The organism is Nocardia sp. NPDC049149, from assembly GCF_043197455.1.
Lineage (GTDB): Bacteria > Actinomycetota > Actinomycetes > Mycobacteriales > Mycobacteriaceae > Nocardia.
On record NZ_JBICTD010000001.1, the window covers coordinates 842,761 to 861,427 of the forward strand.

Genomic DNA, 18,667 nt, shown 5'->3' on the forward strand with positions numbered 1-18,667 from the left:
GGCATAATCGCGGGAGTAACTGAGCGGTCGTGGTACGCCGCCACCATGGGGGAGTGCGAAGTGGGATGGAGCGGAGCTCGATGGTGCACATTCGACGTGCGGCGCAGGCCGCGGCGGTAACCGCCGTGGCCGAGCTGCTCGGCGTCGACGCGGCCGCCGTGTCCACCGACGCGCCCTTCGCCGATCTCGGCTTGAGCTCCACGCACCTCGCCCGGTTGACGGCCTGTCTGGAAGACGCCATGGGTGTCGAGGTGTCCGTCGCCGCGATGTACGACTATCCCGACATAGATCGCTTAGTCGAGCATCTCGCGATGCGATGACGGCATCCGGGGTAGCTATCGTCGGCATCGGCTGCCGAGTGCCTGGCGCCGTTGGCGCGGAAGAATTCTGGCGCATGCTGCTGGCCGGACGCGACGCCACCGGTCCGCCGCCCGCGGGACGTCTCGGCAGGCACGGCGGATACCTGAACGACATCGAGTCGTTCGACAACGACTGGTTCGCCATCGCCGACCGGGAGGCCGCGCTGCTCGACCCGCAGCAGCGGCTGGCCATGGAGGTCGCGATCGAGGCCCTCGATGACGCTGGAATAGGTTATCGCACAAAGGGTTCGGATGCAGCGGTACTCTTCGGCGCGTCCGGCTACGACCACGGGGTCGCGGTGCTCGGCCGGTCCGGTTTCGACGCGACCTACGCCGTCGCCGGCTCCGCGCTGAGCAGCATCGCCAACCGCCTGTCCTACGTCCTCGATGTGCACGGTCCGAGCCTGGTGCTCGACAGTGCCTGCTCGTCCTCGCTGGCCGCCGTCGACCTGGCGGTGCGGCTGCTCACCGATCACACCGCGCCGTTCGCGATCGTCGGCGGTGTCAACCTCACCCTGCTGCCGCACCCTTCGAACTACTTGGCGGAGAGCGGTTTTCTGGCGCCCGACGGGCGGGCGACACCGTTCGATGCCGACGCGGACGGCTACGCCCGCGCCGACGGCTGCGCGGTGGTGATTCTGCAGCGCACGGAAGACGCGGTGCGCGAAGGCAATCGGATCTATGCGGAGATCGTGGGTTCGGCGGTCGGGTCGGATGGTCGCACGAATGGCCTGTCCGCCCCGAACGGCCGAGCGCAGCAGGAGATTCTGCGCGCCGCCTGGGCGCGCGCCGAGCTCGTGCCGGGCGACGCGGGCTACTTCGAATGCCATGCGAGCAGCACCTCACTCGGCGACGCGGTGGAAATCGAAGCGCTATCTGCCGTTATCGCACAGGGTGATTCGATGCCGAGCTCACCGATCCGGATCGGGTCGGTGAAGGCCAATATCGGGCACACCGAAGCGGCCGCGGGCGTCATCGGATTGGTCAAAGCCGCACTGTCGGTGTACCACGGGACGATCGCCCCCACGATCGGTATGCGCACCGAGAATCCGCTGCTGAAGCTGGCCGAGCGCGGGCTGTGTGTGCCGACGTCACCCGTCGATTGGCGCGCCGTGCCCGTCGGCGAACGCCACGCGGGCGTCAGCGCGTTCGGCTTCGGCGGCACCAACGCACATGTGGTGCTGCGCGGTGCCGCGACGACCCCGACGGCGGCGGGCGCCGATCCGCCGACGCTGATCCCGGTCACCGGCCGGGACACCGCGGAGCTGCGCACCCGCGCACTCCGCTACGCCGACCGGCTCGCACTCGACGACGAACCGTTGCGCGAATTCGCCGCGGCGGCAGCCAGATTGCTGCCGGAGCAGCACCGTTCGGCGGTGCTGGCGCGTGACCGCGGCGACGCGGTGGCGCGGCTGCGCGCACTGGGGAACGGTGCGACCGATGCGGTCATCGGCCCGGCGTCGGCGCGCAGGCACGGCGGACTGCTTTTCGTGTTCTCCGGGCAGGGTGGTCAGCACGTGGCGATGGGCAGGGCCCTCGCGGCACGGCACCGCGCGTTCGCCAACGCGGTGGCCGAGGCCGCGGACGCGATCGTCGCCGCGGGCGGGCCGCGGGTGTGGACGCCACGGCACGGCTTCGCGCTTGCCGCGCCGAGCAACGGAAACGGCACGCACGTCACCGAACTCGTCCAGCCCGCGCTGTTCGCCTACCAGGTGGCGTTGGCGGAGCTGCTCGCGGCGTGGGGAATTCGGCCGGACGCGGTGGCCGGGCACGGCATCGGCGAGATCGCCGCGGCCACCGCCTGCGGCGCGTTGTCGCTGTCCGACGGTGCGCTGATCGCGGTGCAGCGCGGCAAGGCACTCGTCGGCGTGGCAGACGACGACGCGATGGCACTGCTGACGGCGGCGCCGTACGAGGCGGCGAAGCTGGTGGAGCCGATGCGGGCGCAGGTGCGCATCGCGGCGGTCAACGGGCCGCGGTCGGTGGTGGTGTCGGGCGCGGCGCGCTACGTGGACACGCTCGTCCGACGGGCCAACCGCCGCAACATGATCGCGGAGCGCATCACGGTCGACTACATCGCACCCGCCGCCGTGTTGCCGGAGTTCGTCGACGCACTCGCCGAGCTGACGCCGTTGTCGCCGCGCGTCCCCATGTACTCCACCGCCCGCCGTGGCGAAGCGCTGACAACGGCGGCGCTCGACGGCGCCTACTGGGCCGAGAATGCGTCGGGAACAGTGGAACTCGCCGCAGCGCTGGAACACGCTGTCGAGGACGGCATCTCGACCGTGCTCGAGGTCGGGCCGCATCCCGTGCTGCTGCCCGCACTGCGCGAGTATCCCGAATTCCGGGACGCCGCACACCCGGTGGCGACGCGCGCCGACGAGGCAGGCGATTTCCTGACCTGTCTGGCTGAGCTGCATCTGGAGGGGCGAGCCATCGATTGGTCCGCGCAAGGCCCGTTCACCGCCGTACCACCGCGGGGGTGGCGCAAGCGCCGTTTCCCGCTGATCACCACCGCGGCGGCCCGGGATGCGGGCGAATACACCCTGCCCCCTGAGGATCTCACCGACCATGTGGTGCACGGCGTGCCGACCGTGCCCGCGGTCTTCTGGCTGCACCGGCTGCTGCACCTGGCGGGCGCCGAGGCGGCGACGATGCTCGCCGACTTCGTGGTGCGCGCACAGCTCGAGCTCGCAGCCTTGCCTGAGGTCACGTATCGCCGACACGACGACGGCAGCTTGCGGGCGGAGGTCACCGACGCCGGAGCGCTGGCGTCGGCCCGGCAGGTCGGTGACCCCACGCCCGCAGATATCGTCGCATGGATGCGGGTGGTGGACGCCAACCGGGCTGGGCGACACCAGATGCGGGCCGTCACGCCCGCCACGTTCTACGACGATCTGCGCGAGCTGCGGCTGGAATACGGGCCGGGATTCCGCGTGTTGCGCGGCATCGCGGTCGGGCCCGAGCGCGCCGTCGGCACCTTCGACGTCGCCGAATTGCGTAGTGCGGCAACACTGGACGGCTGCCTGCAACTGCTCGCCCTGACCGGGTACGCAGGCATGCCCGCCGGATTGATTCCGCTCACCGTCGGCATCGAGTCCGCGTGGCTGTCGGCCGAACCGCACCGGACCGTGCTCGAGGCGCATGCGTTCCTGCGCACCCGCACCGGCACCGAGCTGATCGGCGACGTCATCGGCACCGATCAGCACGGTGTCCCGTGTCTTGCCATGTCCGGCGTGCACATTCGCTTCGCGCGACCGGGCGCGCACAACCCGATCGGCACCGCACCCGAGCGGGCGGAGGCCGAGCGGACCGCACCGTTCCGCCAGGAAACCTGGGAGCCGTGCGCCATCGAATCGCTCCGCCTGGCGAATTCGGACCCGGCCGCCGAGCGCGCGTTGGTGGTCGGCGGCTCCGGCCTTGCCTTGCGGCTGGCCACCGCACTCGACGACGCGATGCCGACCGAACGGGTGACGCGGGAGCTCGATGCCGCAAGCGGGATCGTCACCGCCGTGCTCACCAGGCGACCCGGCCGCGCCCGCACCGCCGTGGTGCTGTGCTGGTCGGCCGACAGGAGTGCGGCTGCCAAGGTTTCCGATGCGGCCGACGGTCTCGCGACGGTGCTCGGCCGCATTCTCGATCTGCTCCAGCGGGTCGACGCCGACGACGGTGCGGCCACGGTGACGGTCGTGCTGCCGCTGCCTGCACCGTCGGCGGCGGCGCAGGCGATCGCCGGATTGGTGCGGTCGCTGCAGCTCGAATCCCGCCGCCCCGTCCGTCTGGTGTGGACCGACGCGGACCCGCGGAATGTGGCGTCGCTGTGTCGGATGATCGCAGGCGACCCGACCCGGCTGCCGGACGAAATGCGGCTGTCCGCAGGGCAACTCGCGGTGCGCCGCTTCACCGCGGCGCGCTACGGGTCGGCCGAGACCACCGCCATCGACGTGCACGGCACCTATGTGGTCACCGGCGGGCTCGGGATACTCGGTTCGGTCGCGGTGCGTTGGCTGCTCGATGCCGGAGCGCGCGACGTGGTGGTGCTGACCCGCGCTCCACGGCCGGTGCCCGCGGTGCTCGACGGACTGGAGGATCGGATCGTCGTCGTCCGCTGCGATGCCGCCGACCACGGCGATCTGGCCAACGCGCTCAACGACGTTCGCGCGTGCGGCTCCACCATCCGCGGCGTCGTGCACGCGGCGGGCAGCACGGCCGACGCCGACTTCCCTGCGGTCAGCACCGAGCAGCTGGTCACGATGTTCGCGCCCAAGGTGACCGCGGCGGCCAACCTGATCGAGCTCACCGCGGCCGACCCGACCGACTTCATCCTGCTGTGCTCGGCCGCCACCGGCGCGCTCGGCGGATCCGGCCAGGCCGCCTCCGCCGCCGCCAATGCCGCGATGGACACGCTGGCGCGCGAGCATCCGGAACGTGGCGTGCGCAGCGTGGGCTGGGGCCGATGGGCGACAGGGCCGGACGCCGATTCGGCGCAACGGCCGCCGGACGCGTTCGACACCGGCCGCGGCGCCGCGCTGCTCGGCCAGGCGCTGCGATATGACCAGCCCTACCTGCTCGCCGTACCGGATGCCGCACCGGGGAATGCACGACGACCGGATCCGGTTTCCCCACGGTGGAATTCGAACGGCATCGGTCGCCCGCCCGCCCAACACAGGTCCGCCGCCGATCCGGTTCCGGCGGGGCAGATCGGCGAGGCGCTGTGACGACGAGCCCGACGCGAAACAGCCTGGCCGTCCGAGTCGCGGCGTGGTCCGAGTCGAGGCCGGAGTCCGTCGCCTACACCCACCTGCGCTACCGGATGCATGAGCGGACGCCGAGCACCGTGACCTACGCCCGTTTGCACGCTGCCGCAGGCGAACTCGCGGACCGCCTGCGCGGGATCAGCGCACCCGGCGATCGGGTAGCCATCCTGTGCGCGCACGGACTCGACTACGCCGTCGCGTTTCTGGCCTGCCTGTACAGCAATCGCATTGCGGTGCCGCTGTTTCCGCCGGCAGGCCCGCGCAATCGGGAGCGGCTGCACGGGGTGCTCGCCGACGCGCGGCCCACCGTGTCGCTGCTGTCGCACGGTGATTCGACCAGCTCAGCCATGCTCGGCCCGGTACTCGGTCAGGTGCTGGCACTGGCTTCGGACGTCGCCGCGCCGTCCATGCCTTCGGCCCCGCCGACCATCGACCCCATCCACGGCGAGCTCGCCTACCTGCAGTACACCTCGGGTTCGACGCAGGCGCCGACCGGAGTTCGGGTCACGCACGCGAACATGACCACGGCACTGGAACAGCTGTGCCACGCGCTGCACCCGGCCCCGGACAAGTCGATCCTGACCTGGCTGCCGTTCTTCCACGACATGGGTCTCATCCTGGGCATGTCGCTACCGCTCTACTGCGGGGTGCTCGGCGTGACGCTGTCGCCCTCGGATTTCGTGAAGCGGCCGATCCGCTGGCTCGAGGCCGCGAGCGACTATCGGGCAGGCATCACCGGCGGCCCCAATTTCGGTATCACCCTTGCGGTTTCGTCGACAACACCGCAGGAGCGCGCCGCGCTCGACCTGTCCGGACTCGATCTGCTGCTCAACGGCTCCGAGCCGGTCCGGGCCGACACGCTCGCCGAGTTCACCGCGACCTTCGCCGACCACGGCTTCCGGCACACCGCGCACACGCCGGGCTTCGGCTTGGCCGAGGCGACGCTGACCGTGACGATCTGCGACCCGCACTCGGCGCCGACGGTCCACCGCTTCGACCGCAGCGCATTGGCCGACGGGCGGGCGATCGCACTGCCCGCTGACGCACTGTGCGGGCCGGAGCTGGTCGGCTGCGGCACACCGGCGGAAGGGCAGCAGGTGCGCGTCGTCGATCCGACCGAGGGTGTCGAGCTGCCCGCGGGCCGGGTCGGCGAAATCTGGGTGGCGGGCGCCAACGTGTGCGACGGCTACTACGGCAGGCCCGACGCCACCGCCGCGACCTTCCACGCCACCCTCGCCGGCCACGACGGCAGCTGGCTGCGCACCGGCGATCTCGGCTTCCTGTTCGAGAACCAGCTCTACATCGCGGGCCGCCGCAAGGACGTCATCGTCGTCGACGGGCGCAATCACTATCCCGCCGACATCGAAGCGACGGTCGAGTCCTGCGCGCCCGAGGTCAGGCCCGGCCACGTGACGGCGTTCGGGCACGACGACGGGCGGCGCGCGGACCTCGTCGTGGTCGCCGAGCTCACCAGTGTGGATGCCGTTGCGCCCGAGGAACTTTCGGCGCTGGCCCGGCGGATCCGCACGGCGGTCGCGGTCGCGCACGAGGTGATGCCCGGCGCGGTCATGCTCGTGGAACCTGGCCGCATTCCCAAGACGACGAGCGGTAAGCTGCGCCGCGGCGAATGCCGGGCCCGCTACATCGCCGGTCAGTTGGCTCCGATCGCGGTGATCTGACCGAGCAGACGGAGAAAACACCGTCGAGGTCCCGCTGATCCGGCGCGGCGACCGCGAAGATGATGCGATGGCTACCGACATCATCACCGTGCACTGGAAAGACGAGCCCGAGGAACACGACTACCCGGCCGCGGCCGACTATCTGGAGTTGCTGGCCGGTCCGAAGATCGTCAGTGCCGTGGTGGACGACCTGCGCGCCGCCCCTATCGTGCACAAGAAGGCCAAGGACATTCTGCGGGCCGCGCAGCTCGAGCTGCTTTCGCCGGACAATCAGCATGTCCGGCGCGATCTGATCAAGATCGCCAATGGCAAGACGCTGTCCCCGATCCTGTTGGTGCGCGGCGACTTTCGCACGGGTATCCCGATGGTGATCGCGGACGGCTACCACCGGGTCTGCGCCATCCACTGGGCCGACGAGAACATCGCCATACCGGCGAAGATCGCCGCCCTGCCGTGACGTTCTCCACCCTCGCCCTGGTGGTGGCACTCGGGCTGTGCGGCCCGCTGTTCGCGCTGCGCACCGCCTGGCATGTGCCGGTGATCCTCGGCGAGCTGATCGCCGGAATCATCTTCGGCGCCACCGGGTTCGGCGTGCTGCACAGTGCGGACCCGCTGTTCACCTTCCTCGCGGACATGGGGTTCGCGGTGGTGATGTTCGTGGCAGGCAGCCGAGTACCGGTGCGGGACCCGCAGGTGCGTTCGGCACTCGGGGTCGGCGCGGTGCGCGCGATTCTGGTCGGATTACCCGCTGCCGCAGCGGGTTTCGGCATTGCCCACTGGTTCGACACCGGGCACGGCGCGATGTACGCGGTGCTGCTCGCGTCCTCCTCGGCGGCATTGGTGCTGCCGATCATCGACTCGCTCGGCTTGACCGGTGCGCCGGTGCTCGCGTTGACCGCGCAGGTCGCCATCGCCGACACCGCCTGCGTGGTGGCATTGCCGCTGGCGATCGATCCCGGCAATGCCGGGCGGGCGGCGCTCGGCGCGGCGGCGGTCGCAGGCTGTGCGGTGGTGCTGTTCCTGCTGCTGCGGTGGTCGGAGAAGTCGGGCGCCCGCAGGCGGGTGCATCGGATCTCCGAGGAGCGCAAGCTCGCGCTGGAGTTGCGGGTGAGCTTGGCGATGCTGTTCGCGCTCTGCGCCGTGGCCACCCAGACCCGGGTGTCGATCATGTTGGCGGGGTTCGCCGCCGGGCTCGCGGTGGCCGCCATCGGCGAGCCGCGGCGGGTGGCCAAGCAGTTGTTCGCGATCAGCGACGGGTTTCTCGCGCCGCTGTTCTTCGTCTGGCTCGGTGCCCGGCTCAATCTGCGCGATTTCGGCGAGCATCCGCACCTGATCGCACTCGGCATCGCGCTCGGGCTCGGTGCGGTACTCGTGCACTTGGTGCCGCGGCTCATCGGTCAGCCGGTCGGGTACGGCGCACTCGCGGCCGCCCAGATCGGCGTACCGGTCGCGGCGGTCACGGTCGGCACCGCGTTGGATGTGTTGGTCAAGGGCGAGGCTGCCGCGCTGATGCTCGGGGCACTGTGCACGATCGCGATCGCTGCGGTGGCGGCAAATCGGCTGGCCGCCAAGGCCCCGGCGAACACTACCCAAACGGCGTAGTGCCGGGCAAAAGCATTCGGCGTGTTCAGCTGGATAAACAAACCACTCGGCAACGGTGCTGCCGCGGCAGCAGGCTCAGTCGTCGGTGCGGCCGAGGAGCCGATCCGTTTCGCGGCGTTCGCGTTTGGTGGGTCGTCCCGACCCCCGGTCGCGGCGCGGCATGGTGGCGAGAACTTCGCGGGAGGGCGGCGGCGGGCTGCGGTCGATCAAGCATTGCGCGGCGATCGGAGCGCCGACGCGCTTGGTGACGATCCGCTCGACGATCACGATGCGCTCGACGCCGGCTAGGCGGATGCGCACCTCGTCGCCGGGCTTGACCGGCTGGGCCGGTTTCGCAGCGGCACCGTTGACCCGGACGTGCCCACCTCGGCAGGCCTCGGCGGCAGCGGATCTCGTCTTGAACAAGCGCACCGCCCAGGTCCACGAATCAACGCGGGCCTGGGTTGCGGTGCTGGTGTTTCCGTTGGTACGGATGCCGTTGTCGGCAGGGGCCACTCGTTAAACGATACGACGTGCGGTGACGACCATGTCGGGGCGCAGCGGGGTGTAGGAGACCGGCTCACCGGACTGCACCGCGTTCAGCAGCTTGCCGTCGCCCGCGTAGAGGCCGACGTGGCCGCCGTTCGCGGTCACGACGATGTCGCCGGGCTGCAAGTTCTGGAAGGCCACCGGAGCGCCGACGTGCGACTGCTCGAAGCTGGTGCGCGGCAATTCGACGCCGGCCTGACGGTAAGCCCACTGGACCAAGCCCGAGCAGTCGAAGTTCCGCGGACCCGCGGCACCCCAGGAGTACATGGCGCCGACCTTGCTCTTGGCGGCGTCGAGCGCGATATCACTCGCGCTGGGGGCCTGCTGCTGGAACAGGTTGGGCATCGAGGGCATACCGGGCGCGGCGGCCTGCGGTGCGGGAGCCTGCGCGTTCGGCATCGCCGAGACGGCCTGCTGGATCTGCTGATTCAGTTGCTGGACCGGCGCTTCGTATTCCTGCGGAACCGGAACATCGAAGTTGCCGAGACCGGGAATGTTGATGGTCGCGGCCATCGCAGGGATCGCGGGCATGGCCCCGGTCGTTGCGGCCAGCGCGCCCATGACGACGGCACCCTTGACGGAATTCGGCAAGCGAGAATCCCGCTGCAAGCTGTGTTTACCCACCGAGCTACGTCTCCGATCGTGTGCTCTCCCGCCGACCGGGGTAGCTGACCAGAACATGGCCGCAAAGTGTCACCCAGACAAACCTTCAGGGTGCTCCCGGCACGACAGCCGGAGTGTTGGCCCCGACAGCCGTTTAGACGGTAACTCGGTGGCGCCGCTTCTCTTTCGAAACGACAGGACTCCACTAAGTCACGAAGAGATTACGATGCCGACGCACTGTTGTCCAGCGCAAGGACCAGCACGTTTTCCGGCGTCGGCAAAATCGCTGGACAGACGCCCGAGAGGACGACACGCCCGTCAGGTCACGACACGATATCTACCATCGCGTGCCGCGCAACGATCGTTACCCGACCGGACGAATCGGGCGCGGGGAGCTCAGAATTCGCGCGCGGCGCCCGATCCGCCGTCGCGCTCGGCGAGTGCCCGCTCCAGCTCGACGATCCGGCGCTGCGCGTCGGCGAGCCCGACCTCCAGCTGCCCGAGTGCCATCACCAACGGACCGACCGCGAGATCGGCGACGAGCTGCGGATCGTCGTACCCGCGTTCTATCGCCACCAGGATGTTCGCGCGGATGCGCCGCGCAACGGCGGCTCCCGCCGGAACGGTCCATGACTCGACCACCTCGGCGGTGGTCGGGGTGGGTTCGTCGGACATGCCCCTCCGATACTCGTCAAACCGCCACCAGCGTAGTGACTTACGCGCCGCAGCAATAGGCCTACCTGCGCCGACGCCGCGGCCACGCGGCGGTGCGCCGACCATCGTGCAACAAGCGGCCGCTAGCGATATCTAGGACACGCCGTAGATACGCGCATATTCTCCTGATCGACGGGCTACGGTGTCAGGGTATGGACCCCGTGCGGAATCCGTATGCTCCCGGAGCCGGACAGCGCCCACCCGAACTAGCCGGGCGCGACAAGCAACTCACCGCCTTCGACATCGTGCTGGAGCGCGTCGCGCGGAGCCGCCCGGAACGCAGTGTCATGCTCACCGGATTGCGCGGCGTCGGAAAGACCGTGCTGCTCAACCAACTTCGCTCCGCCGCCATCAGTAGAGGCTGGGGCACCGGCAAGATCGAGGCGCGGCCGGATCAGGAGCTGCGCCGTCCGCTGTCCTCCGCGCTGCACATGGCCGTCCGCGCCATCGCCATGGCACATCGCAATCCGGAACGAGTCGACGACTTCCTCGGCATCCTCAAGGCTTTCGCGCTGCGCGCCACCGCGGACAAGGGCATGCGCGAGCGCTGGCAGCCCGGCATCGACGTGCCCGCGGTCACCGGCCGCGCCGATTCCGGCGATATCGAGATCGATCTGGTCGAGCTGCTGGTCGAGGCGGCCGCGCTGGCGAGCGAAATCGGTGTCGGCATCGCGATTTTCATCGACGAGATGCAGGATCTCGGGCCCGCCGACATCTCCGCGATCTGCGGCGCGTGCCACGAATTGAGCCAGGACGCAGCGCCTCTCATCGTGGTCGGTGCCGGGCTGCCGCACCTGCCCGCCGTGCTGTCCGCCTCGAAGAGTTACTCGGAGCGACTGTTCAGCTATCACCGCATCGACCGGCTCGACCGTGAATCCGCGGATCTGGCGTTGATCGCGCCCGCCGAGCGCGAGGAGGTGAAGTTCACCGACGAAGCCCTGGATGCGCTGTACCACAAGGCCGATGGTTATCCGTACTTTGTGCAGGCCTACGGGAAGGCGGCCTGGGATCAGGCGCCGGAGAGCCCCATCTCGGCCGAGGATGTCGAGGTGGCCGCGCCGACCGCGGAGGAGGAGCTTGCGGTCGGCTTCTTCGGCTCCCGCTATGAGCGGGCAACACCCGCGGAGCGCGAATACATGCGTGCGATGGCCGATTTGGCGGGCGACGACGGCCCGGTGGCGACCTCGGCGGTGGCCAGCGAGCTCGGCCGCAAGCCCGCCTCGCTCTCGCCGGCCCGGGATGGGTTGATCAAGAAGGGCCTGATCTATTCGGCCGAGCGCGGCACCATCGGATTCACCGTTCCGCACTTCGGTCGCTATCTGCGGAGCGTGTGACGGCCTTCGTCCCCGACCGGGGATAGCCTCGCATTAGCTTGTCTACCAAGATCATTAGAGATCGATAGAAATCAATCGACCTGCGGCCCTACCGGCCGGTAACTAAAGTTCCTACACTCGAATGTGATCCTGATCACGTACGAGGAGGACATCATGGCGACACCCGCGAAAGTCGACGCCACCGAAGAACAGGCCCGCGCGCTGGTCGAGGAATCTCGCGAAACCACCTGGGCCAAACCGTCGTTCGCCAAGGAGATGTTTCTCGGACGGTTCCGGCTCGACCTGATCCACCCCTACCCGCGGCCGAGCGACGAGGACGCCGCGCGCACCGAGGCGTACCTGGCCAGGCTGCGGCCGTTCTGCGAATCCGTCGACGGCGCCGTGATCGAAGCCGAGGGCAGGATCCCCGACGAATACGTCAAGGGCCTCGCCGAACTCGGCTGCTTCGGCCTGAAGATTCCGGAATCCTTTGGTGGACAGGGTCTCTCCCAGTTCGGCTACAACCGCGCGCTGATGCTGGTCGGCTCCGCGCATCCCAGCCTCGGCGTGCTGCTCTCGGCGCACCAGTCCATCGGCGTGCCCGAGCCGCTGAAGCTGGCGGGCACCCCGGAGCAGAAGGCGGAATTCCTGCCACGCTGCGCGGCGGGCGCGGTCAGCGCCTTCCTGCTCACCGAGCCCGACGTCGGCTCCGACCCGGCCAGGATGGCCAGCACCGCAGTACCGACCGAGGACGGAACGGCCTACGTGGTCAACGGCGTCAAGCTGTGGACCACCAATGGTGTGGTGGCCGAACTGCTCGTGGTGATGGCGCGGGTGCCCAAGAGCGAGGGACACCGCGGCGGCATCTCCGCGTTCGTCGTCGAGGCCGATTCGCCGGGCATCACGGTGGAGCGGCGCAACGCGTTCATGGGACTGCGCGGCATCGAGAACGGCGTCACCAGGCTGCACAACGTGCGTGTGCCGAAGGCCAACCTGATCGGCCGCGAGGGCGACGGCCTGAAGATCGCGCTCACTACGCTCAACGCCGGCAGGCTCGCTATCCCCGCGCTGTGCACCGCTTCCTCGAAGTGGTCGCTGAAGATCGCCAGGGAGTGGAGCCGCGAGCGGGTGCAGTGGGGCAGGCCGGTCGGCGAGCACGAGGCGGTCGGCCAGAAGATCTCGTTCATCGCCGCGACCACCTACGCGCTGGAGGCGGCGCTCGACCTGTCGGCCGCCATGTGCGACGAGGCCCGCAACGACATCAGGATCGAGGCGGCACTGGCCAAGCTGTGGGCCAGCGAGATGAGTTGCGCGATCGCCGATGAGCTCGTGCAGATCCGCGGCGGCCGCGGCTACGAGACGGCGGCGTCCCTCGCGGCCCGTGGCGAACGCGCGGTCGGCGCCGAACAGCTGGTCCGCGATCTGCGCATCAACCGGATCTTCGAAGGCTCCAGCGAGATCATGCGGCTGCTGGTCGCCAGGGAGATGGCCGACGCGCACATGGCCGCGGCGGGGGCACTGGTCGACCGCAACGCCGAGTTCAAGGACAAGGCCAAGGCGGCGGTCGGCGCGGCGGGCTTCTATGCCAAGTGGTTCCCGCAGCTCGCGGTCGGCGCTGGCACCACGCCCGCGACCTTCTCCGAATTCGGCGCGCTCGCAAAGCATCTGCGGTTCGTCGAACGGAGCTCGCGCAAGCAGGCCAGGTCGTTGATGTACGCGATGGGCCGCTGGCAGGCAGGCCTGGAGTACAAGCAGAACTTCCTCGGCCGGATCGTCGACATCGCCGCCGAACTGTTCGCGATGTCGGCCTCGTGCGTGCGGGCGCATGCGCTGGCCGCGGCGGGCGCGCCGGAGGCCAAGGCCGCCGAGGAACTCGCCGACACCTTCTGCAGGCAGTCGAAGATTCGGGTGCGCAAGCTCTTCGACGCGCTGTGGGACAACACCGACGAGGACGATCGGGCCCTGACCCGCGGCGTGCTCGACGGCCGCTACACCTGGCTGGAAGACGGCGTCTTCGACCCGAGCGAAGGCACCGGTCCCTGGATCGCCGAATGGCAGATGGGCCCGTCGACCGAGCCCAACCTGCTGCGCCCGTTCCTACCGTCCACCCGCGCGGGCGCGGGCACTTAGCCACCAGTCGGTCGGCCGCCCACCGGATGCCGTGTTCGATTACGGCGTACCTCGAACGCGGCACTCGGTGGGTGCCACCGATCGGCAATTATTCAGCCGTCTCGACTGACCGCTAGATACTCCTAGATTCTTATGACGAGGGATTCGATCAACGATCAGACACTATTCAGCTGTCTTGGCCAATAGCTAGATATCAGTAGATTTCCATCACAGGGAAGAGTGCCGAGCGTCCCGGCGCGTAGCGTCGACGCCCCTAACACAATCCAGAGAACTCTAGGGAATGCGCTCACTGTCCGGGCGACCCGCGAGCATTGGTCTCTACCGAAATCTAGGATCCGGCTTACAGATTCGTAGACTCGCCGACAGACAGGGGAGTGCGGACACCGGGTACATCCCAAGCGTCGGTTCGACAACTTGTCCGTAACGGCAGGTATGGGCCGCTAACGCGGCGGAAATGTATAACGACAACCGGGCAAGAACGCTCCGCAAGGATGCACCCTCCCCAGGAGGCCTTCATGTCCACGACTATCGCTCGCTGCGCCGCCGACTACGACGGCCACCGCGTCACCGTGTCGGCCGAGGACGGCGTCCCACTGTCGGTCCGCAGCTTCGGCACCGAGACCGCTCCCGTCACCGTGGTGTTCGTGCACGGCCATTGCCTGCGCACCGAATCCTGGTCCTTCCTCCGCGATCAGCTGCTGCGGCAATGGGGGATGGCAGGAGGCGAAGCCGAGGGGGCGGGCCAATACAGCGGCGCGGAGACGAGGATGGTCTTCTACGACCACCGCGGCCACGGTGCATCCGGCGAGGCGCATCCGTCGACGTACACCATCGATCAGCTCGGCCGCGACCTGGACACCGTGCTGCGGACGACGGTGCCGAGCGGGCCGGTGATTCTGGTCGGGCATTCGATGGGCGCGATGGTGGTGCTCGCCTATGCCAGGCAGTTCCCCGAGGCGATCGGCACCCGGGTGGTCGGCGTCGGGCTGATCGCCGGCGCGGCGAACGGCCTCACCGAGGTGGGACTCGGGCGGTTCCTGAAGCGGCGTGCGGTGAACTCGCTGCAGGTCGCGGTGGTGCGGGCGCCCCGGATGATGCAGGGCTCCAAGCGGATGTCGCGGCGGATCTTCGAGCCGATCATGCGGGCGGCGAATTCCGGTACCAGGCGGGTGAATCCGCGCATGGTCGCGGTGGCGACGGCGATGCTGAACGAGACGCCGCTGCTGACCATGTCGAGCTTCCTCGCCTCGCTGATCACCTTCGACGAGACCGCGACCCTGCACCGGCTCGGCAGCATTCCGGCGCTGGTGCTGGCGGGCACGGCCGACATCGTGGTGCCGTTCGCGCATTCGGTGGTGCTTGCCTCGCAGCTGGCCGGGTCGCAGCTGGTTCCGCTCGAGGGGGCGGGGCACAGCGTGATCTTCGAGCGGGCCGAGGAGGTCGCGCTGTCGATCGTCGGACTGGTCGATCAGGTTGTCGCGAGCATGCGCGGGCCGGGGACGGAGTACGCCGTCGCCGGATGAGGGTCGAATACCCCGAGCCGGTGTATCCGGGCCGGTGCGGGCTCGGTCTTACTCGATGTGGACGAGGCGCACCCGACGCGGACACCCCGAACCTGCCGCACCCGAGCGAGGCTTGGCACACCGGCATCGCCTGGCACACGGCAAGCGGGCTGGACGCCCGGCGGTCCGCGAGCCGTGCCCGGAGAGTTGCTGAGCCGTGCCGGATCGACGGCTGCGGACATTCGGAGATTCACCCGAACGTCAGCTCTTGCCTTCAGGCAACATTCAGGCAAACCACCCAACATCGTTTCTCGACGAGCCAGATCGGCATTCCTTCTGTACTGTGTTAGAGATCACGTTGTGTGGTGGCTCACACGACTCGGTGCAGCGTGCTTCAAGGAAGGCCATACTGAGACCCTCCTACCACCGAGTTCGCCTGTCCGCCAGGAACACAGGAGGTATCGATGACACGCAGCGAAATCGCGGAACTGCGCTTCGCGGTCGGCCAGCTCCGGCAATCCATCGGCGTACTGCGGAACCACTATGGCGACGCGAACATGGTGCGGCGACTGGAGAACGATCTCGAACGGCTCGTCATCGACGCCGACGAGCTCGAGCAGTCGCCGCCTGCCCTGGTGCCGCGCCGCCCGCAGGAGACCATCTACGTCCCGGACAGCAAGTCCGACGAGGCGGCCTGGATGGGCGCGCAGGACGAAGGTCTCGGGTTCCACTCCCGGCCGAGGACCGAATAGCGCCTCAGGCAACGCAGCCGACGGGGTGAACAGCTGAGCTTCGCGGGCCCATGCCGTGCCGGTGGGCCCGCGAGGTGCTGTGTCCGACCTGCGCTGCGGTCCCCCTGCCTGAGGTGCGTGGTCACCGGATCGCGGCCGCTACCCACGAGGTCCGGTGTCGGCCAAACGCTTTCGGCGCGGACCAGACAGGGCTGGCGGTTCGTCAGGAAGCGCGGTGCTTGCCGAAGCGTCTTGCCGGTCGTACTCCATGGAAACGGGCACCGCGCGGTGTTTCTGGAATCGGTGTCGACGTGGCCGACTCGAACAGCGCCGCGATCCCGTGGTCATGGCCGAGCGCGATCGCCTCGAGGCCGAGAGTGCCGTTGGTCCTGATCAGTTCGTGCAGCATGGTGGTCATGATGCGCAGGCCGGTGGCGCCGACCGGATGGCCGAGCGCGATCGCGGACCCGTTCACGTTGAGGCGGTCACCCGGATCGAAATCCCATTCCCGCGCCAGCGCAAGCACCTCCACCGCAAACCCCTCGTTGACCTCGACCAGATCGATGTCGTCGAGCGTGTACCCGGTGCGTGCGAGCAGCTTCGCCACCGCAGGCGCGGCGCCGAGAGTCGCTGTACCCGAATCACATCCGGCCGCAGCCCAGCCGACCAGGAACGCCATCGGGGTCAGCCCGAGCTCGACGAGCCGATCCTCGGCGACGACCAGGCAGGCCGCGGCGCCGTGCCGGTGCGCGCTCATGTTGCCCGCGGTGACAACGCCGTTGGCGAGCAACGGGCGCAGCGCCGACAACGTGTAGGTGGAGACGTCGTCGAGCACGCCCTCGTCGCGCAGGATCCGGTGCCCGCCGGTGCTTTCCTGGCCGGGATCGGACCAGCGCGGTTCATCGAGCACGCCGACACCGACGGGAATCACCTCGGCGCCGAACAAGCCCTGCCGCCACGCCCGCGCAGCCTTGCGATGGCTGGCCACCGCGAACTCGTCGGCCTCGGCGCGGCTGATCCCGTAGTGGCGGGCCAGCTGTTCGGCATTGGTGACGTCGGCCGCCGATTCGCCATGGCCCGCAACAACATCCGTCGCACACTCGACACCGCCGGCCACCACGACATCGGCGGCGCCGGTCTGCACCATCATCGCCGCGGTGATCACCGCCTGCAGGCCGCTACCGCAGCGGCGGTCGGTGAGGAATCCGGGAACGGCGAAGGGCAGGCCCGCGCCGCGCGCGGCCAGCCTGCTCAGTTCCGGTCCGGTGCTGAGACTGCCGTCGACGCAGGCCATCGCGACGTCTTCGACACGCATCGGATCGATCCCGGCCCGTTCGAGCACAGCCGACAGCACTGTTGTTGCCAGCCACTCCGGCGGCATGCCGGAGAGCGCTCCCCCTTCGATCCCACTCGGCGTGCGGACCGGCGCGACAATCGCGGCTCTTCTCACCTCGGAACTCCTTCCCCCGGCCGATCAACGACGCTCGCACAACCTTCGGTGGTCGCACGGGCTGCCGCTGCGACGCCCGACCGGGCGCCGCGGCTGCGACGTGTACATCAGTGCACGTCAGCGGGTACATCTTCGGGAAAGAGGACCACAATTTTGTTGCCGCCGTGTGACGATCGGCGCGTCGTTATTTCAACTCGAGGTTTCGTTTAGCAAGCCCCCTCTCGAATCTTGTTCTGTTTTAGTCGAGTTCGAAGAGTTAGCGGTTCGTTCACCACGGAACCATGTCGCAGGATGCGTCAAGCGGTGTGGCGCAAATCACGGGCATCCGGGTGGGCCGGGAATGCCGGGACCCCGCTCGCGCGATAGCGGGCGTGTCGTATGGTGCTGGGCATCACATTCGATTGCGGAGGTAACGATGACCACCCGCACAGAACAGCGAGGCATCCACCTGTGAGTGCCGCACCGACCACCACCCCGGAAACGGGGACCGGCGTCTTCAGCAAGACCAGGGCCCGAATCTCAGAACGCACACTGCGCACCGATCGATGGTGGGTTCCGCCATTGGTCACGGTGCTCGGCCTGGCTGCGTTCGTCATCTACGCGACGATCAGATCGTATGTGCGAACGGCATATTGGGTGCCGGACTACCACTATCTGACGCCGTTCTACTCGCCGTGCCTGAGCACCTCGTGCGTCGAGGGATCCAGCCACTTCGGCACGCCGTTCGGGGAGCTGCCCGCCATCTTGCCGCTCGGCTTCGTGGTGCTGCCTTTCCTGCTCGGCTTCCGGCTGACCTGCTACTACTACCGCAAGGCCTACTACAGGGCCGTGTGGTTCTCCCCGCCCGCCTGCGCGGTCGCCGAGCCGCACGCCAAGTACACCGGCGAGACCAGGCTGCCGCTGATCATCCAGAACGTGCACCGCTACTTCTTCTATGTGGCCGTGCTGGTTTCGGTGATCAACACCTACGACGCGATCGTCGCGTTCCACGGCAAGGACGGCGGATTCGGCTTCGGCCTCGGCAACGTCGTGCTGTGGGCCAACGTGATCCTGCTGTGGGCATACACCCTCTCGTGCCACTCCTGCAGGCATATCGCGGGCGGCAGGCTCAAGCACTTCTCCGCCCATCCGGTGCGCTACTGGTTCTGGACCCAGGTCTCCAAACTCAACACCCGGCACATGGCATTGGCCTGGACAACTCTCGGCACGCTCGTGCTGACCGACTTCTACGTCATGTTGGTTGCCAGCAAGACGATTTCGGATCTGCGGTTCATCAACTGATCCGCCCCAACACCAGGA

General features: G+C 68.5%; 14 protein-coding genes. 10 read left to right on the top strand and 4 right to left on the bottom strand.

The features are described 5' to 3' along the window. Positions 1 to 80 precede the first annotated feature (80 nt). The 5 genes from ACGFNJ_RS04035 (at position 81) to ACGFNJ_RS04055 (ending at position 8,397) form a co-directional block, all read left to right on the top strand. Entirely contained in the window at positions 81 to 320 is a 240-nt protein-coding gene (locus ACGFNJ_RS04035; protein WP_393443099.1) for an acyl carrier protein, read from the top strand. Continuing rightward, a complete protein-coding gene (locus tag ACGFNJ_RS04040; RefSeq protein ID WP_393443101.1) occupies positions 317 to 5,077 on the top strand; it encodes a type I polyketide synthase in 4,761 nt (1,586 codons plus the stop codon). Before ACGFNJ_RS04035 ends, ACGFNJ_RS04040 begins: the two co-directional genes overlap by 4 nt. Further along, on the top strand, positions 5,074 to 6,795 hold the full coding sequence (locus ACGFNJ_RS04045) for a fatty acyl-AMP ligase (RefSeq protein ID WP_393443103.1): 1,722 nt from the start codon (positions 5,074 to 5,076) through the stop codon (positions 6,793 to 6,795). Before ACGFNJ_RS04040 ends, ACGFNJ_RS04045 begins: the two co-directional genes overlap by 4 nt. Before the next feature lie 67 nt (positions 6,796 to 6,862). Further along, the gene (locus tag ACGFNJ_RS04050) at positions 6,863 to 7,252 is read left to right on the top strand and encodes a hypothetical protein (protein WP_393443105.1); all 390 of its coding nucleotides are present in this window, start codon (positions 6,863 to 6,865) and stop codon (positions 7,250 to 7,252) included. Continuing rightward, complete coding sequence (locus tag ACGFNJ_RS04055) at positions 7,249 to 8,397, top strand: cation:proton antiporter (protein WP_393443107.1); 1,149 nt, start codon at positions 7,249 to 7,251, stop codon at positions 8,395 to 8,397. The genes ACGFNJ_RS04050 and ACGFNJ_RS04055 overlap by 4 nt, the downstream gene beginning before the upstream one ends. A gap of 75 nt (positions 8,398 to 8,472) precedes the next feature. On the opposite strand, the gene ACGFNJ_RS04060 is transcribed toward ACGFNJ_RS04055, so the two are convergent. The 3 genes from ACGFNJ_RS04060 to ACGFNJ_RS04070 form a co-directional block, all read right to left on the bottom strand. Next, positions 8,473 to 8,892, bottom strand: a complete 420-nt coding sequence (locus tag ACGFNJ_RS04060) for an RNA-binding S4 domain-containing protein (RefSeq protein WP_393443109.1) — start codon at positions 8,890 to 8,892, stop codon at positions 8,473 to 8,475. A gap of 3 nt (positions 8,893 to 8,895) precedes the next feature. Then, complete coding sequence (locus tag ACGFNJ_RS04065; protein ID WP_393443753.1) at positions 8,896 to 9,486, bottom strand: C40 family peptidase; 591 nt, start codon at positions 9,484 to 9,486, stop codon at positions 8,896 to 8,898. A gap of 438 nt (positions 9,487 to 9,924) precedes the next feature. Continuing rightward, positions 9,925 to 10,203 (bottom strand): hypothetical protein, encoded by a 279-nt coding sequence (locus ACGFNJ_RS04070; RefSeq protein ID WP_393443111.1) that lies wholly within the window; start codon positions 10,201 to 10,203, stop codon positions 9,925 to 9,927. A 191-nt stretch (positions 10,204 to 10,394) separates the two neighbouring features. Here ACGFNJ_RS04070 and ACGFNJ_RS04075 point away from each other — a divergent pair, with 191 nt between their 5' ends. The 4 genes from ACGFNJ_RS04075 to ACGFNJ_RS04090 all read left to right on the top strand — a co-directional run bounded on the left by ACGFNJ_RS04075 (position 10,395) and on the right by ACGFNJ_RS04090 (position 15,939). Then, the gene (locus ACGFNJ_RS04075) at positions 10,395 to 11,576 is read left to right on the top strand and encodes an AAA family ATPase (protein ID WP_393443113.1); all 1,182 of its coding nucleotides are present in this window, start codon (positions 10,395 to 10,397) and stop codon (positions 11,574 to 11,576) included. A 153-nt stretch (positions 11,577 to 11,729) separates the two neighbouring features. After that, positions 11,730 to 13,685 carry an acyl-CoA dehydrogenase family protein gene (locus ACGFNJ_RS04080; RefSeq protein ID WP_393443115.1) on the top strand — a complete coding sequence of 652 codons (1,956 nt, stop codon included), beginning with the start codon at positions 11,730 to 11,732 and terminating at the stop codon, positions 13,683 to 13,685. Between the two features lie 515 nt (positions 13,686 to 14,200). Continuing rightward, the gene (locus ACGFNJ_RS04085; RefSeq protein WP_393443117.1) at positions 14,201 to 15,208 is read left to right on the top strand and encodes an alpha/beta fold hydrolase; all 1,008 of its coding nucleotides are present in this window, start codon (positions 14,201 to 14,203) and stop codon (positions 15,206 to 15,208) included. Between the two features lie 443 nt (positions 15,209 to 15,651). Then, entirely contained in the window at positions 15,652 to 15,939 is a 288-nt protein-coding gene (locus tag ACGFNJ_RS04090) for a hypothetical protein (protein WP_069161243.1), read from the top strand. A gap of 202 nt (positions 15,940 to 16,141) precedes the next feature. Here the strand turns inward: ACGFNJ_RS04090 and ACGFNJ_RS04095 are convergent, their stop codons facing one another. After that, positions 16,142 to 17,368 (bottom strand): acetyl-CoA acetyltransferase, encoded by a 1,227-nt coding sequence (locus tag ACGFNJ_RS04095; RefSeq protein WP_393443119.1) that lies wholly within the window; start codon positions 17,366 to 17,368, stop codon positions 16,142 to 16,144. Positions 17,369 to 17,818: 450 nt separating this feature from the next. Here ACGFNJ_RS04095 and ACGFNJ_RS04100 point away from each other — a divergent pair, with 450 nt between their 5' ends. After that, complete coding sequence (locus tag ACGFNJ_RS04100) at positions 17,819 to 18,649, top strand: hypothetical protein (RefSeq protein WP_393443121.1); 831 nt, start codon at positions 17,819 to 17,821, stop codon at positions 18,647 to 18,649. Positions 18,650 to 18,667 lie beyond the last annotated feature (18 nt).

Excerpts from the sequence above, each read along its gene's own strand:
- ACGFNJ_RS04090 (WP_069161243.1), top strand. The coding sequence starts at position 15,652 with ATGACACGCAGCGAAATCGCGGAACTGCGCTTCGCGGTCGGCCAGCTC.
- ACGFNJ_RS04050 (WP_393443105.1), top strand. The coding sequence starts at position 6,863 with ATGGCTACCGACATCATCACCGTGCACTGGAAAGACGAGCCCGAGGAA.
- ACGFNJ_RS04040 (WP_393443101.1), top strand. The coding sequence starts at position 317 with ATGACGGCATCCGGGGTAGCTATCGTCGGCATCGGCTGCCGAGTGCCT.
- ACGFNJ_RS04085 (WP_393443117.1), top strand. The coding sequence starts at position 14,201 with ATGTCCACGACTATCGCTCGCTGCGCCGCCGACTACGACGGCCACCGC.
- ACGFNJ_RS04065 (WP_393443753.1), bottom strand. The coding sequence starts at position 9,486 with ATGGGCGCGCTGGCCGCAACGACCGGGGCCATGCCCGCGATCCCTGCG.
- ACGFNJ_RS04080 (WP_393443115.1), top strand. The coding sequence starts at position 11,730 with ATGGCGACACCCGCGAAAGTCGACGCCACCGAAGAACAGGCCCGCGCG.
- ACGFNJ_RS04070 (WP_393443111.1), bottom strand. The coding sequence starts at position 10,203 with ATGTCCGACGAACCCACCCCGACCACCGCCGAGGTGGTCGAGTCATGG.
- ACGFNJ_RS04075 (WP_393443113.1), top strand. The coding sequence starts at position 10,395 with ATGGACCCCGTGCGGAATCCGTATGCTCCCGGAGCCGGACAGCGCCCA.
- ACGFNJ_RS04035 (WP_393443099.1), top strand. The coding sequence starts at position 81 with ATGGTGCACATTCGACGTGCGGCGCAGGCCGCGGCGGTAACCGCCGTG.